The 15,624-nt window shown below is 75.3% G+C and carries 14 protein-coding genes; 3 read left to right on the forward strand and 11 right to left on the reverse strand.

Annotated features, from left to right (window positions below; genetic code table 11):
• The first annotated feature begins 39 nt into the window (after positions 1 to 39).
• The gene (locus ACRB68_RS29270; protein WP_153538235.1) at positions 40 to 1,620 is read left to right on the forward strand and encodes a nitroreductase family deazaflavin-dependent oxidoreductase; all 1,581 of its coding nucleotides are present in this window, start codon (positions 40 to 42) and stop codon (positions 1,618 to 1,620) included.
• Here the strand turns inward: ACRB68_RS29270 and ACRB68_RS29275 are convergent.
• Both ACRB68_RS29275 and ACRB68_RS29280 read right to left on the reverse strand, forming a co-directional pair.
• On the reverse strand, positions 1,617 to 2,117 hold the full coding sequence (locus ACRB68_RS29275; RefSeq protein ID WP_328594929.1) for a VanZ family protein: 501 nt from the start codon (positions 2,115 to 2,117) through the stop codon (positions 1,617 to 1,619). The two genes, ACRB68_RS29270 and ACRB68_RS29275, sit on opposite strands and share 4 nt — an antisense overlap.
• Positions 2,118 to 2,128: 11 nt before the next feature.
• The gene (locus tag ACRB68_RS29280) at positions 2,129 to 2,803 is read right to left on the reverse strand and encodes a DUF4386 family protein (RefSeq protein WP_153538237.1); all 675 of its coding nucleotides are present in this window, start codon (positions 2,801 to 2,803) and stop codon (positions 2,129 to 2,131) included.
• A gap of 57 nt (positions 2,804 to 2,860) precedes the next feature.
• Here ACRB68_RS29280 and ACRB68_RS29285 point away from each other — a divergent pair, with 57 nt between their 5' ends.
• The gene (locus tag ACRB68_RS29285; protein WP_153538239.1) at positions 2,861 to 3,532 is read left to right on the forward strand and encodes a TetR/AcrR family transcriptional regulator; all 672 of its coding nucleotides are present in this window, start codon (positions 2,861 to 2,863) and stop codon (positions 3,530 to 3,532) included.
• Between the two features lie 54 nt (positions 3,533 to 3,586).
• Here the strand turns inward: ACRB68_RS29285 and lon are convergent, their stop codons facing one another.
• The 5 genes from lon to ACRB68_RS29310 form a co-directional block, all read right to left on the reverse strand.
• Positions 3,587 to 5,983: an endopeptidase La gene (lon, locus tag ACRB68_RS29290; RefSeq protein ID WP_153538241.1), complete on the reverse strand. Its 2,397-nt coding sequence runs from the start codon at positions 5,981 to 5,983 to the stop codon at positions 3,587 to 3,589.
• Positions 5,984 to 6,086: 103 nt separating this feature from the next.
• Positions 6,087 to 6,887: a hypothetical protein gene (locus ACRB68_RS29295; protein WP_153538243.1), complete on the reverse strand. Its 801-nt coding sequence runs from the start codon at positions 6,885 to 6,887 to the stop codon at positions 6,087 to 6,089.
• Entirely contained in the window at positions 6,887 to 7,717 is an 831-nt protein-coding gene (locus ACRB68_RS29300) for an oxygenase MpaB family protein (RefSeq protein WP_153538245.1), read from the reverse strand. Before ACRB68_RS29300 ends, ACRB68_RS29295 begins: the two co-directional genes overlap by 1 nt.
• A 94-nt stretch (positions 7,718 to 7,811) precedes the next feature.
• A complete protein-coding gene (locus tag ACRB68_RS29305; protein ID WP_153538247.1) occupies positions 7,812 to 9,095 on the reverse strand; it encodes an alkyl sulfatase dimerization domain-containing protein in 1,284 nt (427 codons plus the stop codon).
• Between the two features lie 12 nt (positions 9,096 to 9,107).
• Entirely contained in the window at positions 9,108 to 10,394 is a 1,287-nt protein-coding gene (locus ACRB68_RS29310; protein WP_194293505.1) for an MFS transporter, read from the reverse strand.
• A 91-nt stretch (positions 10,395 to 10,485) separates the two neighbouring features.
• Here ACRB68_RS29310 and ACRB68_RS29315 point away from each other — a divergent pair, with 91 nt between their 5' ends.
• Positions 10,486 to 11,670, forward strand: coding sequence for a PucR family transcriptional regulator (locus tag ACRB68_RS29315; RefSeq protein WP_153538251.1), 1,185 nt, complete (start codon positions 10,486 to 10,488; stop codon positions 11,668 to 11,670).
• 876 nt (positions 11,671 to 12,546) lie between these two features.
• On the opposite strand, the gene ACRB68_RS29320 is transcribed toward ACRB68_RS29315, so the two are convergent.
• From ACRB68_RS29320 to ACRB68_RS29335, 4 genes are all read right to left on the reverse strand, one after another.
• Positions 12,547 to 13,470, reverse strand: coding sequence for a bifunctional helix-turn-helix transcriptional regulator/GNAT family N-acetyltransferase (locus tag ACRB68_RS29320; protein WP_153538253.1), 924 nt, complete (start codon positions 13,468 to 13,470; stop codon positions 12,547 to 12,549).
• A gap of 53 nt (positions 13,471 to 13,523) precedes the next feature.
• A complete protein-coding gene (locus ACRB68_RS29325) occupies positions 13,524 to 13,856 on the reverse strand; it encodes a DUF3817 domain-containing protein (RefSeq protein WP_328594930.1) in 333 nt (110 codons plus the stop codon).
• Between the two features lie 124 nt (positions 13,857 to 13,980).
• Positions 13,981 to 14,343, reverse strand: coding sequence for a hypothetical protein (locus ACRB68_RS29330; RefSeq protein ID WP_235960396.1), 363 nt, complete (start codon positions 14,341 to 14,343; stop codon positions 13,981 to 13,983).
• A 67-nt stretch (positions 14,344 to 14,410) separates the two neighbouring features.
• A complete protein-coding gene (locus ACRB68_RS29335) occupies positions 14,411 to 15,622 on the reverse strand; it encodes a citrate/2-methylcitrate synthase (protein WP_153538255.1) in 1,212 nt (403 codons plus the stop codon).
• Positions 15,623 to 15,624 lie beyond the last annotated feature (2 nt).

Below are 15,624 nucleotides of genomic sequence, written 5' to 3' on the forward strand. Positions count from 1 at the left end.
AGGCGTGCCAGTCGGCCCACCAAGCGCTAGTTTGACTCCATGCGGGTCTTCCTCACCGGCGCGTCCGGGTTCGTCGGCTCCTACACGGTGCGCGCGCTGCTCGCGGCCGGGCACACCCCCCGGGCGCTGGTCCGCGACCCCGCCAAGGCCGCCCGGGTGCTCACCGCGATCGGCGCCGATCCGGCCGCGGTCGAGTTCGTCGAGGGCGACATGCTCGACCCCACCACGGTCGCCGGCGCGCTGCAAGGCTGCGACGCCGCGATCCACGCCGCCGCCGCGATCGGCGTCACCGGCGCGGCGGGCGACCTGGTCGAGGTGAACGTCACCGGCACCCGCAACGTGGTCGGCGGCGCGGTGGCGGCCGGGCTGGCGCCGGTGGTGCACGTGTCCACGATCGCGGTGTTCGTGCCGCCGGCCGGGCCTGTCATCACCATGGGGGACACCCCCAACACCTCGGCGCGTCGCAGGCTCCGGGCGCCTCGGCCCCCCGTCATCACCGCGGACGGGGCGCTGGCGCGGCCGCGCACCGGTTACGGCCGGTCCAAGGTCGCCGCCGAGCGCTACGTCCGCGGCCTGCAGGAAGAGGGCGCGCCGGTCTGCATCGTCTACCCCGGCGGGGTCTGCGGCCCGCACCAGCCGACGCTGGACGCGCTGATGGAGGGCCTGGCGGGCGCCCTCGGCACGGCGTGGCCGACGCCGCGCGGCGGTGTGTCGGTGATCGACGTCCGCGACCTGGCCGAGGCGCTCGCCCGCGCGGTGGCCGCGCCGCGGCAAGGCGAGCGCTGGCTGCTCGGCGGCCACTACCTGACCTGGCCCGCCTACGCCGACCTGTGCGACGAGCTGACCGGCGTGAAGTGCCGCCGGCTGCCCGCGCCCGCCGGGCTGCTGCTCGCCGCCGGGTCGGCACTGGACGCCGTCAAGCGCGTCCGCCCGTTCGACTACCCGCTGACCCGCGACGCCGCCGAGTTCATGGTGCGGCTCGTCCCGACCGACGACCGCCCCGCGCTGGACGCGCTGGGCCTCACCCTGCGCCCGGTCGAGGAGACCGTCGCCGACGCGCTGCGCTGGCTCGTCGAAGCAGGCCACCTGGACGCCCGCAAGGCCGGGCGTCTCGCCGACACCAAGGAGCAGCCGATGCCGTCCCTCGTCCAGCGCACCCTCGGGCCGCTCTTCCAGCGGATGGCGGGGTCGTCCTGGTTCCCCAAGGTGGGGCCCAAGGTCGTCCCGCCGCTGGACCGGGCCCTGCACCGGCTCACCGGCGGCCGGGTGCTGCTCGGCCAGTCGCTGGTGCCGAGCCTGGTCCTCACCACCGTCGGCGCCAAGAGCGGCGAGCCGCGCGAGGCGCCGCTCGCCTGCCTGCCCGAGGCCGGCGGCACGTGGGTCGTGGTCGGCTCGAACTTCGGCCGCGAGAAGCACCCGGCGTGGACGGGGAACCTGCTGAAGAACCCCGAGGCCACCGTCAGCTTCCGCGGCCGGCGCACCCCCGTCACCGCGCGCCTGCTGACGGGCGAGGAGCGCGCGGAGGTGTGGCCGCGGCTGCTGACCGTCTGGCCGGTCTACGACCGCTACGTCGAGCGTTCCGGCCGCGAGCTGCGGGTCTTCCGGCTGACGCCGCGCTAGCGGCGGCGGCCCCGCATCATCCGCGAGGTCTTCCGGCCGATGACCAGGTAGGCGAGCACGACGCCGGCGGTGTTGAGGATGACGTCGTCGATGTCGAACGCGCGGCCCATCACCAGCAGGCCCTGCACGGTCTCGATCACCAGCGAGACCAGGCCGCCGATCACGGCCAGCCGGAGCGGGCCGCGCAGCCGCACCGAGACCCACGGCAGCAGCACGCCGAGCGGGGCGAGCAGCATCAGGTTGCCGCCGACCTGCAGCAGCGCCTCCTTGGTGGGCCGGTTCAGGTAGAAGCGGAGCGAGTGGCCGGGGCTGGTGTTGCCGCCGGCCTGCCCGTTGTCGTGGACGGGGGTCAGCGTGAGCCGGAACGCGAAGTAGAAGAAGACCCCGAGCGCCCCGAGCGCGACCAGCACCCCCAGCCCCCGCAGGGCGGTGACGTACCAGGCCGGTTTCTCCTCGGCACCGGCTGCCGTGTGCTCCATCTCGGCCGTCACCGCCACGTTCCACTCCCTCAGATCTCGCTCGAACCCGCGACGGGTGTCCCCGCGTTCCGGGCGAATATGCGCACCGGCCCGCGATCGCGCAGGATCAGGACGGCGAGGGCGAGCATCCAGACGCTCCAGCCGAGGTAGCCGGCGAAGTTGACCTGGGCCGCGCCGAACGCGCCCGCCGCGACGGCGGCCGCCGACACGGCGCCGAGCCCGGTGAACCAGCGGGGCGCACCGTCCAGGGCGCGCAGCACCAGCAGCGTCCACGCCGCGGTGAACAGGTAGCCGAGGGTCTCGCCGACCGCGACGCCGAGGTAGTCGTTGAGCGCGGTGAAGACCGTCTCGGTCGTGCGTGGGTCGGCCGGGTGCGCGTCGGCGAGGGCGGGCACCGCGAACGGCCACCGCAGCAGCCCGAGGAGCTGGACGAGCCCGGCCAGCACGCCGGCGCAGGTGACGGCGGCCGAGCCGAGGCGCCTGCCGAGCAGGACCGAGGCGGGGATGAGCAGGCCGGCGCCGAGCGCCAGCAGCAGGAAGAACCCGCTGATCGCGGTGGAGTCGGCGGCGAAGCGGGCGAGCACCTCCCCCGCCGGGCGGTGCAGGACCGCCGGGTAGTCGAAGACCGAGCCGAGCCCGATGAACGCGGCGTTGGCGGCGACGACCCCGCCGGCCAGCGCGGCGGCCAGTGACCTTTCGTGCATGACGACCTCCCAGAAACTGTGAACGCTGTTCAACATTAAACACCGTACACTGTTGCCATGGATCAGGGAAGCCCCGCCCGCCGCGGCCCGAAACGCTCCGCCGACCGCGGCGCCGTCCTCGCCGAGGCCCTCGCGCTGGTGGACGCCGGCGGCCTGCCGGCCCTCACCATGCGCGCGCTCGCGTCCCGCGTCGGCCTCACCCCCGGCGCGCTGTACACCTACTTCCCGGACCGGGCGGCGATCGTGGCGGCGCTCGTCGACCACCTGCTCGCCGAGGCCGACACCGCGCCCCTGCTCGACGGGGCCCTGCCCTGGCAGGAGCGGCTGACCCGGTTCGCGCTCGGCCTGCGCGAGGTGCTGCTGCGCCACCCGGGCGCCGTCCCGGCGATGCTCGCGGGCCCGTTCACCGGGCCGGTCGCGCTGACCGTCGGCGAGCGCATGCTGCACGCCCTCGGCGACGCGGGCCTGAAGCCCGGCGACGCGGCGCGCGCGTCCTACACCGTGATGGTCTACGTGCTCGGCGCGATCGCCCTGGAGGCCGCCGAGATCACCCCGGGCGCCCCGGCCGCGCCCGAGGCCGACCGCGTCGCCGAGCGCCGCGCCGCCTTCGGCCACCTCGACCCCGCCGCCTACCCGCTGACGCACGCGGCGGCCGACACCATGGCCGCCTACGTGTCGACCGGCCAGTTCCGCTGGGGGCTGGAGCGCCTGCTGACGGGCCTGGCCTGAGAACGGCGAAGGCCGCCCCCGCATGACGCGGGGACGGCCTTCGGGCGGAGGGGGTCAGACGGCGACCGGGGTGGTCGCCGGCTCCAGCGCCAGGTCGAGGACCTCGCGGACGTCGCTGACGGTGTGCACCGTCATGGCGTCCAGGACCTCGGCCGGCACGTCCTCCAGGTCCGGCTCGTTGCGCTTCGGCACGATCGCGGTGGTGATGCCGAGCCGGGACGCGGCCAGCAGCTTCTGCTTCAGGCCGCCGATCGGCAGCACCCGCCCGGTCAGCGACACCTCACCGGTCATCGCCACGTCCGGGCGGACCGGACGGCCCGACAGGAGCGAGGCGAGCGCGGTGGTCATCGTGATGCCCGCCGACGGGCCGTCCTTGGGGATCGCGCCGGCCGGCACGTGGACGTGCACGCCGCGGTCCTTCAGGTCGCCGACCGGCAGCTCCAGCTCGGCGCCCCGCGACCGCAGGTAGCTGAGCGCGATCTGCGCCGACTCCTTCATCACGTCGCCGAGCTGCCCGGTCAGGGTCACCCCGGTGCCGCCGGTCTCCTTGTCGGCCAGCGACGCCTCGATGTAGAGGACGTCGCCGCCCGCGCCGGTGACCGCCAGGCCCGTCGCGACGCCCGGCACCGCCGTGCGCTGCTCGGACTTGCTGAGCTCGGCCTCGGGGGTGAACCGGGGCCGGCCGAGGTAGTCCTTCAGGTCGGCCGCGCCGATCGCGACCGGCAGCGTCGCCTTCTCCAGCGCCACGTTCGCCGCGACCTTGCGCAGGACGCGGGCGATCGAGCGGTCCAGCGACCGCACCCCGGCCTCGCGGGTGTACTCCGCGGCCAGGCGGCGGAACGCCTCGTCGGCGAAGACGACCTCGGTGGCGTCCAGGCCGGCCTTCTCCAGCTCGCGCGGGGCGAGGTGGTCGCGGGCGATGGCGACCTTCTCGTCCTCGGTGTAGCCGTCGAGCTGCACCAGCTCCATGCGGTCCAGCAGCGGGCCGGGGATCGCCTCGACCACGTTGGCGGTGGCCACGAACAGCACGTCCGACAGGTCCAGCTCCACCTCCAGGTAGTGGTCCCGGAAGGTGTGGTTCTGCTCGGGGTCCAGGACCTCCAGCAGCGCCGCGGTCGGGTCGCCGCGGTAGTCGGCGCCGACCTTGTCGATCTCGTCGAGCAGCACCACCGGGTTCATCGAGCCCGCCTCGCGGATCGCACGCACGATCCGGCCGGGCAGCGCGCCGACGTAGGTGCGGCGGTGGCCGCGGATCTCGGCCTCGTCGCGGACGCCGCCGAGCGCGACGCGGACGAACTCGCGGCCCATCGAGCGCGCGATCGACTCGCCGAGCGAGGTCTTGCCGACCCCGGGCGGGCCGGTCAGCGCCAGCACGGCGCCGCTGCGGCGGCCGCCGACGACGCCGAGGCCCTTGTCCTCGCGGCGCTTGCGCACCGCCAGGTACTCCACGATGCGCTCCTTGACGTCGTCCAGGCCGGTGTGGTCGGCGTCCAGGACGGCGCGGGCGCCCGCGATGTCGTAGGAGTCCTCGCTCCGCTCGTTCCACGGGATGTCCAGGACGGTGTCCAGCCAGGTGCGGATCCAGCCGCCCTCCGGGGAGGCGTCGGACGACCGCTCCAGCTTGTCGACCTCCTTCAGCGCCGCCTCGCGGACCTTCTCGGGCAGGTTCGCGGCGTCGATGCGGGCGCGGTAGTCGTCCTCCTCGTCCGCCGGGTCGCCGTTCAGCTCGGCCAGCTCCTTGCGGATGGCCTCCTGCTGCTGGCGCAGCAGGAACTCGCGCTGGGTCTTCTCCATGCCCTCCTGGACGTCCTTGCGGATCGTCTCGGCGACGTCCAGCTCGGCCAGGTGGTCGCGGGTCCAGCCGATGACGAGGGAGAGCCGCTCGGCGGTGTCGGCGGTCTCCAGCACCTCGATCTTCTGCTCGTCGGTCAGGTAGGGGGCGTAGCCGGAGTTGTCGGCCAGCACCGACGGGTCGTCGATCTGCTGGACGACGTCCACGACCTGCCACGCGCCGCGCTTCTGCAGGATCGCGCTGACCAGGCCCTTGTACTCCTTGGCCAGCTCCTGCACCCGCCCGTTCGGGGCCGGGACCTCGACCACGGCGCCCTCGACCCACAGCGCCGCGCCGGGGCCGGTGGTGCCGGTGCCGATGCGCACCCGCGACACGCCGCGCACGACCACGCCGGGCTCGCCGCCGGGCAGCCGGCCCTCCTGCTCCACGACCGCCAGCGTGCCGACGGCCGCGTACTGGCCGTTCAGCCGCGGCACGACCAGCACCTGCGGCTTCACGGCGGACCGGATCCCAGGCCCCTTCACCTGCGCGCCGGCCTTGGCCGCCTCGATGGCGGCCCGAACCTCGCTGCTCTCCGACAGGTCCAGCGGAACGACCATGCCGGGCAGAACGACCCCTTCGTCCAGGGGCAGCACCGGCAGCGTCAGGGTCTCGCTCATGCTCAGCTCCAAGTCATCGACAGACCCAACCTCAAGTTGAGTCATACACACTCAAGAAAACGGAGCACGGATTTGTTTCCTCAGCAACGTTCGCTCTCAGCGATCACGTTTTCTCGCGGCCGGGAGGCAGGGCGAGGTCGGCGACGAGCAGCGACGCGTAACCGCCCCGGGCCGCGATCGCCAGCCACAGGACCGGGACGACCGCCAGCACCCCGAGCGGGCCGACGCCCTGCAGCAGCAGGCCGATCAGGGCCGCGACGGCGAGGGTGCCCGCGATGGTGATCACACCGGCGAGCCCGGCCCGGATGAGCCCGGGGCCCTCCCGCACGCCCGCGTCGGTCAGGCCGAACTGGTGCAGGATTCCCATGATCAGGGCGAGGGCGCCGACCGTGAGGGCGCCGGTGAACAGGAGGGTGAGCGCGAGGCCCGAGGTCAGGAAGGTCACCGCATGGGCGAGCAGGGGGCGCAGGTCGTCCACCCGGCGCAGCTCCGGGAAGTGCGCGTAGCCGGCCCGGTCGAGGGAGATCAGCCGCTTCCAGCCGTGGACGAGCAGCACCGCCATCACCAGGCAGGGCAGCAGGACCTGCAGGACGGCCCAGCGCGTCCGGCCGGCGGCGATCGCCCAGCGGGTGAGCAGGAACCCCGCGGCGAGCAGGGCGAGCTCGAGTGCGCCGAGGCCGGGCAGGAACCCGCCCGGCAGGGAGGCGCGCTCTTGCAGGGTGGCCCATTCGGGGTAGGCCGCTGCCACGGACAGGCTGGCCGGGACGAAGACCAGGCCGCCGTACAGCAGGGCCAGCGCGAAGTGCCGTCCGGCGCGGCCGAGCCTCAGCTGGTGCGCGGCGGCCAGGGCGATCCCGGCGCCGGCGGCGTAGGACCAGGGCACGTCCGCGTAGACGCCCAGCATCACCGTCTCCGGGCGCGGCGGGAGCGGAACGTGGCCTGCACGCGGCGCTCGGCGAGCCGGACCAGCAGGCGGCGCGGCGGGCGGCGCAGGAACGCGGGCGTCACGTGGTACAGGTCGGTGGCCAGCCGCAGGAACAGGTCCGCGGCGCGCTGCCGGCCGTGGCTCCACTCGAACCCGTACTGCGCCCGCACCGGCTCGGGCAGCATCGCGATCGTCAGCAGCCGGAACAGCGCGATCGCGGGCGCGAGGTACCACAGGCGGCCCGGCCACAGGACGGCCCGGGCCACCTGGCGGGCGGCGTCGCCGACCTCCAGGGTGGCGATCTTCTCCGCCATGTAGGCCTCGAAGGCGGCGAGGTCGGGCGGCTGCGCGTCCGGCGGGCAGCCGAGGACCTCGGCGACGATCCGCGCCTCGCGGTAGTAGTCGGCCGACAGGTCGCGCTCGTCGTCGCCGGGCCGCATGACCTCCCGGTAGACGTACAGCGCCGCGTCGATCAGGGTGGCGTTCACCCAGACCTGCAGATCGGCGTCGTTGCCCGAGTAGCCGGGGCCGGTGACGCGGTTGTGCAGGCCGCGCACGCGGGCGGCCATGCGCTCGACCTCGTCCGGCTCGCCGAAGGTGACGATCAGCAGGAAGTCCAGCGTGCCGAACAGGCGGGCGAGCGGGCGCCGCTGGAAGTCGCTGTGGTCGGCGACGCCCTGGGCGACGCCGGGTTCGGCGAGCTGCAGCAGCAGCGCGCGGCCCGCGCCGAGGCCGAGCAGGGGCTCGGCCGCCAGCTCCTGTAGGACGGACCGCTCGGCGAGCCGGTCGCGCAGATCGGCCGGGGACATGGGCGCCTCCGGAGGGTGGGGCGGACTCATGCCGATATGTCTACTCCCTTATTGGCGCTGTGCCAATAGCAGCCGCCCCCTCCTCTGCGCGTTCCTAACCGAGAAGGCGGTACGGGGCGGTGTGCCCGCCCGCCTCGACACCGGCCGCGCGCCGGGACTCGTCGGCCGACCAGGTGTACACGCCCTTGGCCATCAGCGACGGCTCTGCCGCCGCGCGCGCCTGGTACACCTCGGCGCGGACCTCGTGCAGGCCGCCGTCCTGCGGGTCGGCCTGCACGGCCATCTCGGCGAGGTGCGCGGCGAGGCGCAGGTCGCCGGCGTCGACGGCGCGGCGGGCGGCGTCCGCGACCTTCGCCGCGCCGCCCGCCAGGTCCGCGACGGCACGGGCCAGCACGGCGTCGGGCGCGGGCTTCAGGTGCGCGGGGTTGCCGTCGTACCAGCCCCCGTACAGCCGCCACAGGTTGCGCACGATGAACTCCGGCTCGTCGTACTTGGCCTGGAGGTAGACGCGATCGGCCAGGTGCGCGGGCGGCTTCACCGCCTGCACGATCGCGTCCAGGCGGGCGCCGTCGTTCAGCATCGCCAGCGTCTGCTCGACGATGCTCTCCAGCCACTCGGCGGTCTCGGTGAGCGCCTGGTGGATCCGCTCGGCGCCGTAGACCGGCGCGCCGTGCGAGGGGATCATCAGCTCGGCGCCGAGCGCGGCCATGCGGCGCAGCGCGTGCGCCCACTCGCGCGGGTAGCGCTGCGCCTTCTGCGGGTTGCCGCAGTTCGGGGTGAGCCAGATGAACAGGTCGCCGGGCAGCAGCAGCCGGTGCTCGGGCACGTAGGCGACGGCGGCGTCGTCGGTCTCGCCCTTGGCGTGGAACAGCTCGAAGGTCAGCCCGCCGCGGGTGACGGTAAGGCCGTCGCGGAAGGTGACGTCGGGCTGCCGGTACCGCGACGGCCAGGTGAGGTCGGGCACCTGGAACTGGCGCCGGTTGATGACGGTGTTGTAGCCGTTGGTCAGCCGGTACCGGTCGAAGCGGTCGCGGACGGCCTCGTGCGCGACGACCTGGACGGACGCGCCCGGCTCGGCGTCGAACGGGCCGAGCCCCATCACGTGGTCGATGTGCCCGTGCGAGTAGAACGCCGTGGTCAGCGGGTCGGGCGACCACGCGCGCAGGTGCGCGTGCGCCCGCTCCGCGGTCGCCGGGTTGCCGGTGTCGAACAGGATCAGCTCGCCGGCGGCGCGGAACGCCACCACGTTGCCGAAGCCGGGCAGCCAGCCGAGGCCGTCCGCGATGTCGACGACGCCCGCCCCGCCCATGCCGGTGTGCACGATGCTGTCGTCCTGCTCGCCGCGCCAGACCCGGTCGGCGTAGTCCTTGATGTCCATGAGGGTTCCTTCTCAGTGCGCCGCCTGCGGCACGGCGGCCGCGGGCGGCTCCGCCAGGGACGCGCGGTCCCGGGCGGGGCGGATCAGCGCCGCGGCCAGCAGGCCGCAGACGATCATGAGGGCGGCGGCGAGGTCGAAGGCGTGCCGGAACCCGGCCGCCGCCGACCCGGCCGCGTCGACGAGCGCGCCGCTGGCCAGCGGCCCGAACGCGCCGGCGGTGGAGGCCGCCGCGGTCACCGTGCAGAGCAGCGCGGCGCGCTGACGGAGCGGCGCGATCTCGGCGAGGACGGCCTGCATCAGCCCGAAGAAGGCGTTGCCGACGGTGAAGGCGACCAGCATCGCCGCCACCAGCGCGACGCCTCCGCCGACCCGGGTGAGCAGCAGCGTCGCCGCTCCGGAGACGACGACGGCGGCGCCGCCGAGCACTCCGCGCGCGACCCGGCTGGACCGGCCGCGGCGCAGCATCCGCTGGGAGGCGTAGCCGATGCCGAGGATGAAGACGATGCCGGCGACCTGCGTCCCGGCGGCGACCAGCCCGGCGCGCTCCAGTTCGTACCCGTGCACCCGCTGCAGGAACTGCGGCAGCCAGGTGAGCGCGACCGCCATCAGCCAGAACGCGGCGAACCCGCCCGCCAGGCCGCCGAGCACAGTGCCGCGGGTGAGCAGCCGCCGGTAGGGGACGCGGCCGCCCTCCGCGGGCCGCGCGTGGACGCCGTGCGGCCCCTCGCCGCCCCAGCGCAGCCAGGCCAGCAGCCACAGCAGGCCGAGGACGCCGGTGAGGGCGAACGCGGCCCGCCAGCCGGCCCGGGTGATGGTGAGCGCGAGCAGCGGCGCGCCCACGGCGACGCCCACCGCGCCGCCGATCGTCAGCAGGCTGCCCGGCAGCGTGCGCCGCTCGTCGGGGAACCAGCTGAACGCCACGTGGTTGGCCAGCGGGAACGCCGGGCCCTCGGCGGCGCCGAGCACGACGCGGGTGGCGACCAGCGTGGCCAGGCCCGCGGCGGGCAGCGCCACCAGCAGCTGCGCGAGGCTCCACACCACGGCCATGGCGGTGACCAGGCGGCGGGCGGTGAGCCGGTCGGCGGCGAACCCGGCCGCCGCGCCGGACAGGCTGAACAGCAGGAAGAACGCGCTGCCGATGGTGCCGAAGCGGGTGTCGTCCAGGCCGAGGTCGTCCTTGATGTGCTTGCCGGCGAGGCCGAGCACGCTCTTGTCCAGGAAGTTGACGGCCATGAACAGCACCAGCAGGACGACGACCGTCCATGCTCTCCGGGCGGGGGCCGGGGTGGGAGGGGTCATGTGATCACCCTCACCGGGCGCGGGGTGCCCGGCAAGCGGCGATGCGCCCACCCGCGGGGCCGCCCCGTTGTGACATGTCACAATCTCGGGGATGAGCGCGGACGAGGAGGTCCGGCGGGTTGCGGCGCGGATCGCCGCCCGCTGCGAGGGCCAGGTCAACCGGCTGGCCCGTGACCTGGCCGAACGCCGGTTCGCCGTGCTGCCCGAGTACAGCGGGCTGCCGGAGGACATGCGCGACCTGGAGATCGCCGGGACCGCCCGGTACGCGCTCCGGCAGTTCCTTCACAACGCGATGGGCGTCCCGGTCGGCGAGGAGGACCTCGCCCTGTTCCGCGAGCGCGCCGCGCAGCGCGCCGAGGAGGGCATCGACCTCGCCACGCTGCTCGGCACCTACCACATCGGCGCGGAGGCCGTCTGGGACGCGCTGTGCGCGGCGGCCCGCCCCGGCGAGGAGGAGGCGCTGCGCTGGCTGGCCCGCGTCCAGCTGCGCGGGCTCGGCCGGGTGGTGGCGGCCGTCACCGCCGCCTACCAGGCCGAGCAGGCCGCGATCCTGGCCGAGCGGCGCGAGGCGCTCCGGGAGGTCGCGCGGGCGCTGCTGACCGGCGAGTCGGCGCACGCCACCGCCGCCCGCCTCGGCGTCCCGCTGGCGCCGGCCTACCTGGTGCTGAACCTGCGCCAGGCCGACGTGGCCGCGGGCGGCGCGGTCGCGGACCGGCGGGCGCTGCGCCGCGTCCGGGCCCGGCTGGACGGCTTCACCGGCGACCCGCCGCTCACCCTGCCGGACGCCGACGGCGGCCACGTGCTGCTGCCGGCCGCGGCGGCGGACCGGATGGAGGAGCTGACACGGCTCGTCCTGTCCCCCGCCGAGCCGCTCGTGGTCGGCGCGGCCCGCTCACGCGGCGTCGCCGACGTGCCCGCCGCCGCCGGCCAGGCCGCGCGGATCGCCCACATCGCGCAGGCGACGGGCCGTCCGCCCGGCCTCTACGAGATGGGCGACGTGCTGCTGGACTACCACCTGAGCGGCGCGGCCGACAGCGGCCGGACGGTCGCCGCGCTGCTGGACCCGCTGGACGGCTCCCCCGAGCTGCTGGCGACACTGCGCGCCTTCCTGGACAACGACGCCGACCGGCGGCGCACCGCGCGCGCTCTGGCCGTCCACCCCAACACCGTCGACAACCGGCTGGCGCGGGCGGCGCGGCTGCTCGGCGTGGATCCGCGCACCACGCGCGGGATGCTGCTGTGCGCGGCGGCCCTCACCCTCCGTCAGCTCGGCTGAGCGGGCCCTCATCAAGGTAAAGCCCAGGTCATGGCCATGATTCTGGGTGGCGCCAGGTTTACGCGCGCTTGATCGGAGCATACTTTCCGCAACGAGACCATGACGCTGGGTGAAAGAATCACGGTGGGCCGGTAAAGGTCCGCCGTCCCAACCCGGCAGGCGGCCAAGGAGGGGCATCGTGGGAAGCGGAACGTCGGCGACAGCGGCCCGGGCGGCCCTCGCCACCGCGCCGCCCGGCGCGGCCCCGCCGCCAGGGCTCGTCCGGACGGCCGAGGGCGTTCCCCGCGCGTCGCGCCGCACCCCGCACCGGCACCCGTCCCCGCCGGTGCGCACGGTGCGCGCGACGCCGGGCGACACACCTCGGGTCCTCGGCCGCTCCGGGCCCGTCCGCCCTGCCGCCGCGCGGCGGCGGGGCCACCAGACGAGCCTGCCGCCGCTGGTGCGCGGTGCGGCGGCAGGCTCCCGGTCCCCCCGGCGGGCGCCACCGCCGGGCCGCGCGACCACCCCGGGGCGCCGGTGCCGCACGCCCCCGCGGCACGGACGCCCGCCCCCGCCGGGCCGGCGGCATCGTGCAGTGCCGCCGGCCTGGTAGTCCGGCCCCGCTCAGCGGTCCAAGCCCCGCTCGTCTTTCCTGCCTCGCCATCCACCGTCCGACGCGAAGGAGGTGCCCCAGACCGACACCGAACGAGTCACCGGCGCCAGCCGACCCGCCCGGGCAGACGGACCGACGCCCCGACCCCCGTCCCGGACGCCCGGAAAGCGCAGCGCCGCCGGAACGACCATGGCCCGTGCGCGCACCCCGCCCGCACGGGCCATGCCCCCCACCTCCGCAGAGCACATCGCTGGTCGCGCGGGCGTGGCCGAGACAGGCGGGGTTCAGAGGCGGCGGCGCCAGACCTGGCCGTGGATCATGTCGCCGAACCGGCGGACCGGGGGTTCCTCGGTCTCCAGTTCGAATCCGGCGCGTGCGTAGAGGCGGTGCGCCGGGCGCTGCAGCGCGGTCGTCCACAGCATGATCTCGGCGTAGCCCGCCGCGGCGGCGAAGCGCACGCACTCCGCCACCAGGGCGGCGCCGACGCCGAGGCCGCGGGCGGACGGCTCGACGTGCAGCAGCCGCAGCTGGGCGACCTTCTCCTCGCGGCGGACGCAGAACACCCCGCCCACCGGCTCGCCGTCCACTTCGGCGATCCAGGCGTTCTCGCGCTCGGGGTCGTGCCCGTCCACGTACTCGGCGACCACGCTCGCGACCAGCGCCTCGTAGGTGCGGTCCCATCCGCACTCGGCGGCGTAGAGGGCGCCGTTGCGCTGCACGATCCAGCCGAGGTCGCCGGGCCGCAGGCCGCGCAGGGTGACGGCCGGTTCGGGCCCGGTGCCCTCCAGGACGGCGGTGATGGTGCGCATCGCGGCGGTGAGACGCCGCCGGCCGGCGTCCGGCAGCCCGTCCAGCAGGGCGGCGACCTCGGCGGACGAGCGTTCGTCCAGCGTCGCGGTCACCGCGCGGCCCCGCTCGGTCAGCCGGGCGACCTGGCGGCGCGCGTCGGCGGGGTCGCGGTCGCGGGCGATGAGGCCGTCGGCCTCGAAGCGGGCCAGCATCCGGCTGAGGTAGCCGGCGTCCAGGCCGAGGGCGCGGCGCAGGTCCAGCGCCGCGGTCCGCGGGCGCTGCGCCAGCTCGAACAGCACCCGGGCCTCGGTGAGCGAGTAGGGCGTGCCGGCGAGGCCCTCGCCGAGCACGCCGATGACGCCGGTGTAGAAACGGTTGAACGAACGGACCGTCGCGACGTCGTCCGTGCGGGCGCCCATGCCTGCCTCCCGGTATGTTTGACTGAGTCAAACATACCGGCATCGGCAGTGGATCAGAAGCCGGCGGGGGCCGCCTCGGCCCGGGCGCGGGAGACCTCCTGCGCCTCGCGGACGATCTTGCGCTCGATGTAGAAGGCCAGGAACGGGATCAGTCCCGCCGACACCATGATCCCCATCTTCTTCAGCGGCCAGCCGGTCTTGTTCCACAGGTCGTAGGCGCAGATCAGATAGACGATGTAGAGGGTGCCGTGGATCGGGGAGATGATCCCCGACGGCGTCGGGTCGCCGCCGATGTAGCGGAGCGGCATCCCGACGAAGACCAGGACCAGCAGCATCACACCGACGACCAGAGCCATGACGCGGTACCGCTTGATGGCCGCTTCCACAGTTCACACCTTTCTCAGCGCGCCGGTCCCCGGCGCAATCACACGGGCTGGTCGAACACGGGCCGGTCGACCACGGGCCGATCGACCACGGGCCGGCCGGGCGGGACGGCCGGAGGGGCCGCCGTCAGTCGCGGCGGTGGGACTCGGAGTTCAGCCGGGCCAGGTAGCGGTTGTAGGCGGCCAGCGCCGGGTCCTCCTGCTCCTGTTGCCGGATGATCTCCCGCTTGACCGCGGCCTCGGCCGGTTCCTCGATCGTCTTCGGGGTCTTCGGCTTGCCGTCCTCGGCCAGCTCGTCGCGGATCATCTTGACCCACATGACGATGACGAAGATCGAGAAGACGGGCCACTCGAAGGTGTAGGCCCAGCTGCGGTCGTTGCCGGCCTGCGCGCGGTCGTACTGCCACCACCCGAACCCGAGGAACGAGCAGCAGAGCACGACGGCGATCGCATGGAGGCCGAGCCAGCCGGGGGTGAGGAACCTGCGCACGTCACCGAGCGTACCCCCGGCACCGCCGAGCCCGTGCCCGCCCCCGGCGCAGCGGTGCGCCGCCCGCTCAGGCCGGCGGCGGCCCGGTGTAGACGGCGCGGGGGCGAAGCGGCGCGCGGCGCTCGTACTCCTCGGCCGCGTGCGCGAGCCAGCCCGCCGTCCGCGCCACCGCGAAGACCGCCTCGCCGGCGCCGGGGACCATCCCGGCGGCGCCGCCGAGCGCGGCGACCACCAGGTCGATGTTGGGCTCGGGCAGCCGGAGCCGGGCGGCCTCGGCGAGCACCGCGTCCAGGGCGGCCAGGCGCCCGGGGGCGGCGTCGCGCAGCACCGCGAGCAGGTGGCCGGCGCGGGCGTCGCCCTGCTTGTAGACCTGGTGGCCGAAGCCGGGGACGCGCTCGCCGCCGCGCAGCCGCTCGCCGAGCACCCGGGCCGCCCGCGCCGGGTCGTCGCCGATCTCGGCGAGCAGCCGTTCGGCGGCGTAGGACGCGCCGCCGTGCAGCGGCCCGCCGAGCACGCCGAGCCCGGCGGCGACGACGGCGTAGGGGTCGGCGCGCACCGACGCGGCGACGCGGGCGGCGACGGTGGAGGCGGCCAGCTCGTGGTCGGCGAGCAGGATCATGGCCGTCTCCAGCGCGCGCAGCAGGCCCGGCTCGGCGCGGCGCGGGGTGAGCCGCGCCCACAGCCGCCCGGCGATCGTGCGCTCGGCCTCGTCGCCCGACAGGGCCGGCAGCGCCTCGACCAGCCCGGCGATGAGGGCGCGGGCGGTGGCGGTGACGGCGCCGGGGTCCAGCCGGTGGCGGGCCGGGTCGGCGACGCCGAGCGCGGTGGCGATCAGCTGGAGGCGGTCCAGCGGCAGCGCCCCGGCGGCCAGCCCGGACTGCGCGGCGACGGCGGCGGCGAGGCCGTCCGGCGGCGCGGTCCAGCCGTCGCGGGCGGCGAGGTCGCCGGTCCACAGCCAGCCCGCGACCTCCTCGAAGCGGTGCGCGGCGGCGAGCTCCAGCGCGTCGCGGCCCCGGTAGTAGGGGCGGTCCGGGCCGAGCGCGGTGATCGCCGACTCGATCGCCAGCTCGCCGGGCCCGGGCGGGCGGCGCGGCCGGCCGCGCCGGGCGAGCTCCTCGACCTGCGCGGCCTCGAACAGGCTGCGGCGGCCGTCGTCGCCGCGGCGCCGGCGGAGCACGCCGCGGCTGACGTAGGCGTACAACGTGGCGGGCTTCACACCGAGCCGTTCGGCCGCCGCCGCCGCGTCGATCCACTCCCCCGCCTGCGGGTCCCCGCTCATGC

Source organism: Actinomadura macrotermitis, from assembly GCF_009604375.1.
Classification (GTDB): domain Bacteria; phylum Actinomycetota; class Actinomycetes; order Streptosporangiales; family Streptosporangiaceae; genus Spirillospora; species Spirillospora macrotermitis.